A 12,032-nucleotide genomic window follows, 5' to 3' on the forward strand; every position below is an offset into this window, starting at 1 on the left:
CACCGAATTGACTTGGATCTCCTTATGCCCCATTTGAAATTGACTTGTGAAAACACCCTCCCGATCGATGGACTACAAGGTACTCTGATTGGTCGTGCCTGGGTGCCGGGGAAGACAGCAGGCCCATCGCCGGTGGTGCTGCGCGCCGATGGCGTGTTTGATTTGTCCCAGGCGTTCGCGACGTTGAGCGATCTGCTGGAAAGCGCCTCACCGCTTGAGGCCGTTCGCAATACTCGCGGGCGATACATCGGCAGTGTTGAAGAGCTGTTGGCCAATACGGGGTTGGAGTCCGATCCGGCCAAAGCTTTTCTGCTGCCACCGGCTGACCTGCAGGTGATCAAGGCCGCCGGTGTGACATTTGCCTCCAGCATGATCGAACGCGTCATTGAAGAGCAGGCGGGTGGTGATGCGGCCAAGGCCGAGAGCGTACGCAGCCTTGTCACGGCGGCTATCGGCGACAACCTGCGCTCGATCAAACCCGGTTCGACCGAAGCGGCCCGGCTAAAGGGTGTGTTGATAGAGCAGGGCCTTTGGTCGCAATATCTTGAAGTGGGCATCGGCCCTGACGCCGAGATATTCACCAAGGCACCGGTCCTCGCTTCCGTCGGCAGTGGCAGTGAGATTGGTATCCATCCTAAATCCAAATGGAACAACCCTGAGCCGGAAATCGTCCTGGCGGTGAACAGCCGTGGCCAGGTACACGGCGCTACCTTGGGCAACGACGTCAATCTGCGCGACTTCGAAGGCCGTAGCGCCTTACTGCTGAGCAAGGCCAAGGACAACAATGCGTCTTGCGCGATCGGTCCGTTTATTCGCCTGTTCGACGAAGGCTTCTCCCTGGATGATGTGCGCCGCTGCGTGGTCGACCTGGACGTCGTAGGTGATGACGGTTTCACTCTGCACGGCACCAGTTCGATGGAGCAGATCAGTCGCGACCCGCTGGAGTTGGTAGCGCAGACTGTGGGCAGCGATCACCAGTACCCGGACGGCTTCATGCTGTTCCTCGGCACCCTGTTCGCCCCGACGCAAGATCGTGAAGAACCGGGCAGTGGCTTCACCCACAAACAGGGCGACAGCGTCAGCATCGGCAGTCCGCTGCTGGGCGTTCTGCACAACCGCGTCACCAACAGCAATGAAGCCACACCATGGACGTTCGGCCTGCGTGCATTGATGGGCAACCTGGCCGCTCGCGGTCTGGTGGCAGGTAAATCGCTCCACTGATTTGCCCCTGCCAGAGGTTCCTGGTAGCTAAAAAACAGTGGTCGCTGGACATCTAATAACAAGGCACACAAACGATGACCAAACATACAACAAGATCAAACCACACCGCAGCTATCGAGAGCGCTCTTGCCAAGTGTCGCTGGAAGCTGTTGCCGTTCCTCGCCTTGATGTTCGCCCTGGCAATGATCGATCGCTCCAACGTCGGCTTCGCCAAGGCGGCGCTGCAAACCGATATCGGTTTGAGCAATGCCGCCTTCGCTCTGGGGGCAGGCATTTTCTTCATTGGTTATGCGATCTTCGAAGTCCCGAGCAACCTCATGTTGCACCGGGTCGGCGCAAGGGTCTGGCTCAGCCGGATCATGATCACCTGGGGGCTGGTGTCCGCCGCCATGATGTTCACCCGGGATGAAACTACGTTTTACGTGCTGCGCTTTCTGCTCGGCGTGGCCGAAGCGGGCTTTTCCCCAGGTGTGATCCTGTACCTGACCTACTGGTTTCCCGCCCAGCGTCGCGGCCAGGCCATCGGCATCTACTATTTCGGCTTGCCGATGGCCCTGATGCTGGGCAGTCCGCTGTCGGGCTGGTTGCTGGAAATGCATGACATGTTCAACCTGACCAACTGGCAGTGGATGTTCCTGGTGGAAGGCCTGGCGGCGGTCGTTGTGGGGATCGTTGCGCTGTTCTACCTCAAGAGCAAGCCACAGGACGCTCCTTGGCTGACCCGCGAAGAGAAGGCGGCCCTGAGCCAGGAGCTGGAAGCTGAAGACAAGCTCAAACTGGCCCATGGACCGACCAGCCTGCTGGGCCTGGTCCGCAACAAGCGAGTGCTGAAGTTCATCCTGATCTACTTCAGCGTCCAGGTCAGTGTGTACGGGGTCATCTTCTATCTGCCGACGCGAATCGCGGAGCTGCTGGGGACCACCGTCGGCTTCAAGGTGGGCATGTTCATTTCGTTGCCGTGGCTGTGCGCCGCCATCGCCATGTACTTCGTGACGCGTTATGCCGACCGGCACGGGGCACACCTGAAGATGGCGATGTGCATGCTGGGCATGGCAGCCTTGGGTATTGCAGCCTCGGCATTGCTCAACAGTTTTGCCCCAGTACTGCTGGCTTTCTGCTTCGCAGCGGCCGGTTTCGTGACGGTTCAGCCGCTGTTCTGGACCCTGCCTACCGGTTATCTGGGAGGGGTCGCCGCTGCAGGCGGTATTGCGCTGATTGGCTCCATGGGCAATATCGGCGGCTTCGTCGCACCCATGCTCAAGGCCAATATGGAAGTCTGGTTCACGGATCCCCGTGCAGGCATGTTGTCACTGTCGGCTGCGGGGCTGGTTGGGGTTTATCTGCTCTGGACGTTGCGTGCGCCGAAGGGGCAACCGCTGGTAGAGCAAGGCCCTTTGAACGGGGGGACGAGTAATGGCCAGGCAGCTTCGAACGCTTGAAAGAACAGTTCGCCAATAGGTTCGCCAATAGACAGATAAAAATCGCCGAAGCCTTCAGGGCTTCGGCTTTTTTTATTCTTTATGTCTAGGGCGTTACTTGATAACCGCGCTGCTGCATGCAACTGGTGTAGGCCGAAGAGGTAGCGGCCGTGTTCTGCTGCGCATCCCGGCGATCCTGACGACGATCCTGACGTTGCCGGGCTCCGCCGACAACCGCGCCGGCCACCGCGGCATCCTTGGCTTTGTTCTGCCGATATTCCTGTTTGACATCGTCATCGACCCGATCATAAAACTCGTCATGCTGACGACCGCGCGCCCCGGCAACCGCCGCGCCCGCGACTGCACCCGTGGCGGCACCACGGACCCGTCCACCTGATTGAGGACTGGTGCTGGTGCTGGTGGTATTGCCGGCCTGAGCCTGGCATGCGCCTATGTCCTGCTGGATGATGTCGGGGGACTGCCCTTTGAGCGGCGTCACGGTCTCGGCAGTCGCGCACAGGCAGACCATGGAGAGAATCGTGGCGATGCAGGGTGAGAAGGACTTGTTCATAAAGACTCCACGGCTAACAAAGTGCTTTGGAGTTGCGGCCCCTGGAAGAGCGCGCCGCAGCCTGGTTCGTACCCCTCATCAGATGTCCAACGCCCATTGGGCTTAGACCGCTTCTGCGTTGGCGACCCGCGCTTTTCGAATGAACAACGCGCGCACCTTCTCCCAGAAATTGCCTCCCAGCACGAAGAAGCTTGCGATCAGCATCAAGTCGCCCAGTGCCTGCATCTGCCAGAGGTTGGGCCTGAGGCCCGGCCAGATCGTGTCGACGTAGGGTTCAAGAAAGGCCGAGACCAGCGGCACAAAAAACATGACGATGCCGATTCGATGCCGCCATGGACCCACTTCGACATCCATGCTGGGCGCCATCGAGGACACATAACCGAACAGGGTGCGCTTCAACTGTTGGAACCCGGCTTTGCCCATCACCGCAATGACGATGATCAGCAGAACCTTGTTACTGATGAACAGCACACCGGTCAGCGCGGCGACCCTTGAACCCGCCACACCGGCAATCGCAGCAAGGGGCACCAACAGCCAGGAGCCCAGCATCACACAGAGAATGATGATCCCCAACTTGAAGCGCCAGCCGGCTGAATGCGGTTCAACAGTAGCCTGGGTCGTATTCATGAGTGTCGTACCTTTTTACCGGTCGCTGAAGATTTGAGGGGGTTAAAAAAGCTTAGCAGCCGTTTGCCCGTTTGGGCGTCTATGCTCCAGTGAACTCCGTCGGCCGGGAACAGCGTAAATGCAGTCACGTAGAGCCTTGCTGTTCCGGCCAGGCCGGCTCCTGCTGCTTGGCGCACTGGGTCTCGGCGGCTGCGTACGGCTCGGACCGGACTTCCAGGCGCCGGGCGAGGCATGGGTCAACTACTGGAGCAGCCCGGCCCTCGAGCAATCCATTCAACGCAGCCTGAACCCGGATCTGCGGCAGTGGTGGCAAGTGTTCGCCGATCCGGTCCTGGATCAGCTGATTGCCGAGTCGGATGCGCACAATGCGGACCTGAAAATCGCCGGTCTGCGGGTGATGGAAGCCCGCGCCCAGCTGGGTATCGCCCAAAGCGGACGCTACCCGCAACTGCAGCAGGCCAGCGTTGACAGCCTGTACTTCAACCGTCGGCAATCCGGTGGCACCAATCCGCAGGACAGTCATTTCTGGCAACACAGCGCCGCATTCGACATTGGCTGGGAGCTGGATTTCTGGGGCCGCTTCAGTCGTGCCATCGAGTCGTCGGATGCCAGCTACTTCGCCGCCCAGGCCAACTATGAAGACGTGCTCGTATTGCTGCGCGCGCAAGTGGCCGACACCTATTTCTCGCTGCGCACCACCGAAGCCCGTTTTCGCGTCGCCCGGGAAAACGCCGAACAGCAGAAGCGTAACTTCGAGATCACCGAAAAGTTGTTCAACAGTGGCCAGCAAGCCGAACTCGACCTGCAACAGGCCAAGACCCAATACCTGGGCACCTTGAGTACCATCCCCAATTTCGAAGATCAGCTGCAGCGCACCCGTAATGCGTTGGCCGTGCTGATCGGGCAACCGCCGGGCGCACTGCCGCAGCTGATCGAGCATCAAGGACTGATTCCGCTGGTCGATCGCGCCGTGCTGCAGGACGTACCGGCCAACCTGTTGCTGCGCCGGCCCGATGTGCGCGCCGCCGAGCTGAATGTCGCTGCCCAGTCAGCGCTGATCGGCGTGGCGGTCACCGACTTCTACCCATCACTGACGTTGCTCGGCAGCATCGTCTGGTCGGCCGATACCCTCAGTGGCACGTCGCGCAACCTGGATTTGATCGGCGGCCCCAGCCTGCGCTGGAACCTGTTCGATCATGGCCAGATCAGCAACAACGTACGGGTGCAGGATGCGCGGTTGCAGCAGTTGATCGAGGCCTACCGCGACAAGGTCCGCCAGGCCGCACGGGAGGCGGACGATGCCGCCTATGGCCTGATCAAATCCCTGGAACGCGAACGCATCCTCGGCGAAGCTGAAACGGCCGCCAAGCGTTCGCTGGTGCTGGCCAGCGCACAGTACCGCGAAGGCTACTCGGACTTTCAGCGGGTGCTGGATGCGCAGCGTGCCTTGCTGGAGCAACAGGACAATTACCTGGTGGCCCGCAGCAACGCGGTGAGCAATGCGATTGCCCTGTATAAAGCCTTGGGCGGCGGTTGGTACAGCGCCCGACCCAAAGTTGATCCAGCCACTCGCCAACAGATGGAACAACGCACCGACTGGGGCGATTTGCTGCAGGAGCCTGCCACTGCGGCCCCGGCCTTTCCGATGTCTTACCAGGGACAAGACCAATGAGTGAAGCCGCCCAGCCCTCGTCCGGGACACCTGCCGGCAAAGCGCCGGAGCCGGCCGCCGATCCGACGAAAAAAGGCATCAAATGGGTGCTGCTGGTGATCCTCCTGAGCCTGGCCTGGTACCTGTTGGCCGATCGCTTCACACCCTATACGCAACAGGCACGGGTGGGCGCCTTTGTGATCCCGGTAGCCTCGGAGGTGGCGGGGCGAGTGACCCGGGTCAACGTGCGCAACAACCAGGACGTCAAGGCCGGCGAACTGCTGTTCGAGGTCGACCCGCAGCCGTACCAGATTGCCGTCGACCGTGCGCGCGCCGACCTGGAATCGACACGCCGGCAGATCGGCGCCAGCACCGCCGGTATTGCGGCGGCGCAAGCCAACTTGCGCGCCGCCCAGGCCAATGAACTCAAGGCGCGGCAGGACAATCAGCGCCTGGAAGGCTTGTACCGCGAAGACCCCGGGACCATTTCCGTACGCCTGCTGGAAGTGTCGCGTTCCACCCGTGAACAGGCGGTCAGCCAGGTCGCCGCCGCCCGTGCCGAAGTGCAGCGTGCGCGTGAGCAGGAGGGCGGCAGCGACGAAGACAACGCCACGTTGCGCAGCGCCGCCACGGCGCTGTCAAAAGCCGAACTGGACCTGGCCAACACGCAGATCCGCGCCCGTTCGTCCGGCCTGGTCACTGACCTGCGCACCGATGTCGGACAGTTTGCCGGGGCCGGCAGCCCGGTGATGACCCTGATCGCCATCCATGATGTGTGGATCAGTGCGGACATGACCGAGAACAACCTCGGCCTGGTCAAGGTCGATACCCCGGTGGCGATCGTGTTGGATGCAATGCCGGGCGAGCTGTTCGAGGGCCGCGTGCGCAGTGTCGGTTATGGCGTCAGCGTCGGCCCGACAGCCGCGCCCGGCACGCTGCCCAGTGTGCAGAACAGCCGTGACTGGCTGCGCCCGGCGCAACGTTTTCCGGTGATCATCGAGTTGTCCGAGGACTCAAGGGCCAGGCTGCGCGACAGCGGTGCCATCCGTGCAGGCGGGCAGGCGGAAGTCATGGCATTCCCCACCCAGGGCAATCCGCTCAATCCCCTGGGTCGTTTGTTTGTCGGCCTGATGAGTTGGCTGAGCTATGCCTATTAAGGGCGTATCTACTGCGCGCTCACCCCGGGCGCAGCGTGCACTGCGTCTGGCCTCGGGCACGGCACTGAGCCTTGCCGCCAGCTTCGGCCTGGGGTTGCCGATTCCCTTTTTTGCCCCGGTGCTTGCCGTTTTGCTGCTGGCCACACTCAATCGCCCGCTGCCGCTCAAGGCAGGCCTGGTGCTGGCCCTGGCGGCCCTGCTGACCACCGCTATCGGCCTGCTGTTGATCCCGGTCCTGCGTTACTTTCCCGTCAGCGGCGTGCTGTTGATCAGCGTTTGTCTATTCCTGGCCTTCCGCTTTGGCCTGCGTGGCGGCAACAACCTGATCGTGACCTTTCTGGTGATTGGCCTGACCCTGATCTCGTCGGCCGGCGTCGCCGAATTTGACCTGGCGGCGATGGTCATCGGGGCACTGGTCAAGGGGTTGCTGCTCGCGGTGGTGGTGTTGGCCTTGAGTCACTGGCTGTTTCCCGAACCGGCCAACGCCCCGTCACCCCCGGCCGCGCCGATCTTGCCCGCCGACGAGGCGGGCAGGGTAGCGCTGCGGGCCACCCTGATCGTGATGCCCACCTTTCTACTGGCATTGATCGACCCGGCCAGCTATCTGCCGATCGTTCTCAAAGCCTTCAGCCTGGGTCAGCAGAGTTCGACGACCAGCGCCCGCAACGCGGGCCGCGAATTGGTCGGCTCGACCTTGTTCGGCGGTCTGCTGGCCATTCTGTTCTGGTGCGCGCTCAGCCTGTTCGTGCATCTGTGGATGTTCTTTCTGTGGATGCTGCTGTTCACCCTGGTGCTGGCGCGCAAGTTGTACGCCCTGAGCCCGACCCGGTTGAGTCCGGGGTTCTGGCTCAACAGCCTGATCACGATGATTATCCTGTTGGGCCAGTCGGTGCAGGACAGCGCGGCGGGCAAGGACGTCTACACGGCGTTTGCCGTGCGCATGGGACTGTTCCTCGTCGTGACGCTGTATGCCTGTTTGATGGTCAATCTGCTGAGCCAGCAAAGTGCGCGCAAGGAGGCCTATTGATCGCACAGTCGCAGTACCCTTACACCCCCGATTCCAGGATGCCCAGCATGTAGGCGCGGTCCACGACGTGTTTGCGGGTGCCGGCCTGGAATTTACCAAACAGGTTTTTCAGGTGCCACTTTACGGTTTGGTCGCCGACATTCATGGTCAGGGCAATCTGCTTGTTTGACAGGTTGCGTGCCAGCAATTGCAGGACCTCGCGCTCCTTGGGCGTCAGCAGCCGGCTGGCGGAAGCGCTCGTTTGCATTTCCGGTCGTGGTGCCGGAGCGGGTTGCAGCGTGGCCACCGCCGGCGGCTGGGCGGGTTCCCGCGGGACATTCTGCGCCCACTTGACGAGATCGGGATGAGTGTCCTGAATGATGCGCTGCAAACCGTATTCCTCGGCGAGGCTGATCGCCTCGAGCAGGCAGGGCAGCCCATCGCCTCCCGAAATCTTCAGCACCAGGGCCTTGAGCAGCTTGACCTGGACGATCTCCCGACCGCGCCGCAGGCGCTCGGCAGTCTCGTTGACAACAGCCAGTACATCCAGCGCCGTCTGCCAGTCACGCTGTACCAGGGCGACATAGGCATTCGCCAGCCCGGAGACCAGGCTCAACTCAGGCCCCAGTAAACCGTGCTGCTGGCGGGCGACGTCGGGCAACAGCGCATCCAGTCGGCGCCAGAGCGCCTGGCAGGTATCACCTCGGCCATGCAGTGCGTTCAGGCGGATCTGTTCACCCAGTGCCACCAGGCAGAAACGCGCAATGCCGCGCTCCTCGCCAAGGGCGAACAGCGCCTCCAGCAGGTCGTGACCACGGTGGGCCTGACCTTGCAAAACAGCCAGGCGGGAAGCGGTTAGAAAACCCAACACAATGGCATCCGGCGAGGATAGACGCTCGACCACATCCAGGCGGTTGGCGAGCACCGTCGCGGCTTCCTGGATTTCGTCTCGTTCCAACAGTACCGTGGCCAGTCCACAGGCCAGCCTCACCGCCACTGAACTGCGCCGGCCGATGTCCTGTTCGGCCTGCAGCAGGCTGTGGCGCAGCGAGGCCTCGGCCGGCAGCATGCGCCCCTCGCACAGGTAGGTCATCCCTAGTCCCCATTCACAGCCCCCGCGGATCGCATCGAGTCCTGACATCCAGACATAGTGCGGCGCGCGCTGCAAAATCCGCCGAGCCTTTTCCGGTTGACCCTGGAACAGGGTCAACCTGGCGATATGGATGGCCAGGATGGCTTGTAACTTGATTGATTGGAGGGGCGCGCCGTCCGTCCAGGGAGTGATAATAGCCAGCGAATCGTCCGGGCGGTCGGCAAAATAGGCCGCTGCAGCGGCGATCAACGCCGCTTCGCAGCGCGCTTCTTCGTTTGCGGTGGGATCCTGCCGGATGCGGGCGATCAGCCTGTCCGCTTCCCTGTGACGTTCACTCATCGCCAGCGACCAGGCCGCTGCCAGACACATGCGTGGACGAGACTCCACTTCCGCGGATGGCAATTCTGCGATCCACTCCAGCACCCGGCTGAACTGCCCTCGAAGCATGACTTCGTACAGACATTGTTCAATCATCTCGTAGGCCTGCATGGCACGTCCGGCCAGCAGGTATTGCCGCGCGGCTTCCTCGAAGAAGCTGTGCTCTTCGAGCCAGGTCGCCGCTCGTTCATGGAAAGCTTGTCGTTGCGTCAATGGCAGGTCGTTGAAAAGTCCCTGGAGGAACTCCCGGGCGAGGGGATGGAGACGAACCCAGTCGCTGTCGACCCCTTCGACGAAGATCGGCGTCGAGGTACATAGCCCCTGCAGCATTTCTCCTGCCTGGTCGTTGCCAGTGAGTGCGACACAGAGCGACGGATGAACCATGTCCAGCAAAGCGATTTGGGTAAGGAAATCGACCTGTTCGGCAGACAGGCGGGTCACCAGGCTATCGACGAAGTAACGCTGGATATCGCCCTCACAAGCCGACAAACCATCGATGGCAGCACTCAGGTTGGGGCTTTTCTCGATGGCAGCAATCGCCAATTGCAGCCCCAGTGGCCAACCCTCAGTGATTTCATTCAGGCGCGCGCAGAGGTCAGTATCAATGCGTGCACCAAATCGGCTGCTGAGTATCGCTACGGTTTCTTCGATGCGAAAACGCAACGCCTCCGTTGCGACCCTGACGTACAGCCCGCGTGCCAGCAGATCCGCCACCTGCAGGTTCAAGCGCCGGCGCGAGGCCATGACGATACGCAGGTTGGCCGGAGCGTTGTGCAGCAAATAGGTCAATGAGTGTCGAACGGTCGCCTCGGGCAAGGCATCGGCGTCATCGAGAATCAACACGGTTTCGCTGCCCAGATCGGCCACTTCTGCGAGCCAGTAGGTCAGCCCTTCAAGTTCGTCGCGGCCATCACCCGGCACTCGCTCAAGCATGTCTGCAAAAGGCTGCCGACCACTGCCAATGGCCATGGCCGCTGCCAGCCCCTGGGTAAAACGGACTTCGTCATCATGACCATCCAGCATCAACCAGGCCACCACCGCGCCACGCGAAAGAAACTCCCGGCGCCATTGGGCCAGCAGCGTCGTTTTGCCGAAGCCGGCCGGGCCATGAACAGCGATCGCTACCTTGTCCGCCAGTTCCGGGGAGTCAATGCTGAGTCGCTCGCGCAATCGGGCGGTTTTTTGGCTTCGGGGCGGGGTGGTCTTCAGGACCAGTTCAGGATCTATGCGACACATGTTGACGATGTCCCTCTACAGTCCGAGTAGTTTCCCCGTTAAGTGCTTGCTCTGGCTATTGGATATTCGGGGCCTGCACGTGCCAGAGACCAGCACACGGTCGATCCATGCCTTGAGCATAGCCGGCGCCGAAAGCCAGTAATCGGTGAAGTTGAGGATCAGCAGATCGGCCCACAGCAGTTTGTCCAGTTCTTGTTGGATATCGGCCGCAATGGACAGGTTCGTGTCGCCCAGACGCTGCTCAAGTGTGTTGACGAGGTGCGTACGCTGCCGAACACGCGATAGCCCCCCACAAAGATCACCCCCCCCAACGAGAGGGGGGTTGCCTGGCGCAGACCCGATAGGGTGAGTTCCACGTTGTGTCTGCAGTGCAGATCGAATGCACCGACCGTACGTGGCACCGCTACAAGACACCTGATCGATAAGCGACGTGCTGTCGCGTGTCGGCTATCGAGGGAAATTCCATGAGTCAAAGAGTGCTGATTGCGGGGGTGGGTATGACCCCGTTTGTCCCGCTGGGCGCTGGCGAAAGTACCGCTGCGCTGGCGAGCCGGGCGATTCGCCAGGCGCTTGACGATGCGCGCATTGACTACGATCTGGTCGACCAGGTGTTCGCCGCTTGTGTCAGCGGTGCGGTCGGTTGCAGCGAAGAGGCCCTGGCCGAAACGGGCCTTACCGGCATTCCTGTGTTCACGGTCCGGGACGGCTGCGCAGCGGCCACCAGCGCTTTTCAATTGGCGCGGCACAGTGTGCTGTGCGGCGAGGCCGAATGCGCGTTGGTGCTGGGCTTCGAAAGCATGCCGGCGAACGTTTCCAACCAGGCGTTCTTCGGCCTGGACGATTTGGCGCCGCACGCGTGGGACAGCCTCGAGCAGAGTAACGCCTCCCTGGCCTTTCTTGCTCGGCGCCAGCATCCGGCCGCGCTGTTCGCCGCCCAGACCAGCTGGTTGTTGACCCGCATGGGCGTGGCTCAGTCCAGCTTCGAACAGGTGCTCCGCCAGGCCCGGGCACAGGCCAGTGTCAATCCCCTGGCCGTATTGAATCATGGCGCGGCGCTCGATGGCTGGCTGGCGCCCTATCTCTGCCCACCGGCATGCGGTGCCGCGGCGGTGCTGCTGTGTAGTCCGGCATTTCTCGCGCGTTATGGCGCCCGGGGAGGTGTGGCGGTGCTGGCCAGCGTGCGCGGCAGTGACACCGCCTCCGAGCAAGAGTCCGGTTGCGTGCTCGATGTATTGGGACGTGCCGCGACTCGCCGCGTCGCCCAGCAAGCCTACGAACTTGCCGGACTTGGTGCCGACGAGATCGAAGTCGTCGAACTGCACGACCAGAGTGTCGGCGACTTCATGGTCTACAGCGCCGCCCTGGGTTTATGCGAGGAAGACCAGATCGACACGTTCGTGCGTGAGCGCCGCAATGCACGAGGCGCACAGGTTGCCGTCTGTGCCTCGGGAGGTCTGTTGGGGCGTGGGCACGCGCCCGGTGCAACGGGGCTCGCACAGATTGCCGAGTTGGTCTGGCAACTGCGCGGCGCTGCAACAAACAGACAACGCAAAGGTGCCCGGACGGCCCTTCAGCACAGCGCGGCCTTGGGACGCGCCGTGGCGGTAACCATCCTGCAACGCACATAAGGACAGCGTCGCAGGCCGATTCAATGCATTTTCATGAACAACAGAG

The 12,032-nt window shown here is 61.8% G+C and carries 9 protein-coding genes and 1 pseudogene; 6 read left to right on the forward strand and 4 right to left on the reverse strand.

Annotation, left to right across the window (positions count from 1 at the left end; all coding sequences use genetic code 11):
- The first annotated feature begins 24 nt into the window (after positions 1-24).
- Together ACA067_RS14220 and ACA067_RS14225 are read left to right on the forward strand one after the other, a co-directional pair.
- Positions 25-1,221, forward strand: coding sequence for a fumarylacetoacetate hydrolase family protein (locus tag ACA067_RS14220; protein ID WP_497462345.1), 1,197 nt, complete (start codon positions 25-27; stop codon positions 1,219-1,221).
- Between the two features lie 74 nt (positions 1,222-1,295).
- The gene (locus tag ACA067_RS14225; RefSeq protein ID WP_497462346.1) at positions 1,296-2,660 is read left to right on the forward strand and encodes an MFS transporter; all 1,365 of its coding nucleotides are present in this window, start codon (positions 1,296-1,298) and stop codon (positions 2,658-2,660) included.
- Between the two features lie 85 nt (positions 2,661-2,745).
- Here the strand turns inward: ACA067_RS14225 and ACA067_RS14230 are convergent, their stop codons facing one another.
- Together ACA067_RS14230 and ACA067_RS14235 are read right to left on the reverse strand one after the other, a co-directional pair.
- Complete coding sequence (locus tag ACA067_RS14230; protein ID WP_497462347.1) at positions 2,746-3,210, reverse strand: hypothetical protein; 465 nt, start codon at positions 3,208-3,210, stop codon at positions 2,746-2,748.
- Positions 3,211-3,312: 102 nt separating this feature from the next.
- Complete coding sequence (locus ACA067_RS14235; protein WP_497462348.1) at positions 3,313-3,837, reverse strand: transporter suffix domain-containing protein; 525 nt, start codon at positions 3,835-3,837, stop codon at positions 3,313-3,315.
- Positions 3,838-3,955: 118 nt separating this feature from the next.
- Between ACA067_RS14235 and ACA067_RS14240 the strand changes: the two genes are divergently transcribed.
- Genes ACA067_RS14240 through ACA067_RS14250 form a run of 3 tightly spaced genes read left to right on the forward strand, consistent with a single transcriptional unit; the run spans position 3,956 to position 7,672 of the window.
- A complete protein-coding gene (locus tag ACA067_RS14240) occupies positions 3,956-5,509 on the forward strand; it encodes an efflux transporter outer membrane subunit (RefSeq protein WP_497462349.1) in 1,554 nt (517 codons plus the stop codon).
- The gene (locus ACA067_RS14245) at positions 5,506-6,645 is read left to right on the forward strand and encodes an HlyD family secretion protein (protein ID WP_497462350.1); all 1,140 of its coding nucleotides are present in this window, start codon (positions 5,506-5,508) and stop codon (positions 6,643-6,645) included. The genes ACA067_RS14240 and ACA067_RS14245 overlap by 4 nt, the downstream gene beginning before the upstream one ends.
- Positions 6,635-7,672: a DUF2955 domain-containing protein gene (locus ACA067_RS14250; protein WP_497462351.1), complete on the forward strand. Its 1,038-nt coding sequence runs from the start codon at positions 6,635-6,637 to the stop codon at positions 7,670-7,672. The genes ACA067_RS14245 and ACA067_RS14250 overlap by 11 nt, the downstream gene beginning before the upstream one ends.
- 19 nt (positions 7,673-7,691) lie before the next feature.
- Here ACA067_RS14250 and ACA067_RS14255 read toward each other — a convergent pair whose 3' ends face one another.
- Both ACA067_RS14255 and ACA067_RS14260 read right to left on the reverse strand, forming a co-directional pair.
- Complete coding sequence (locus tag ACA067_RS14255) at positions 7,692-10,358, reverse strand: helix-turn-helix transcriptional regulator (RefSeq protein ID WP_497462352.1); 2,667 nt, start codon at positions 10,356-10,358, stop codon at positions 7,692-7,694.
- Between the two features lie 15 nt (positions 10,359-10,373).
- Positions 10,374-10,619: pseudogene (locus ACA067_RS14260) on the reverse strand (NAD(P)H-dependent oxidoreductase); the annotation flags it as partial.
- Between the two features lie 203 nt (positions 10,620-10,822).
- On the opposite strand from ACA067_RS14260, the gene ACA067_RS14265 reads away from it, so the two are divergent.
- A complete protein-coding gene (locus ACA067_RS14265; protein WP_497462353.1) occupies positions 10,823-11,986 on the forward strand; it encodes a thiolase C-terminal domain-containing protein in 1,164 nt (387 codons plus the stop codon).
- The last annotated feature ends 46 nt before the right edge of the window (positions 11,987-12,032 follow it).

Source organism: Pseudomonas sp. LBUM1674 (assembly GCF_059695635.1).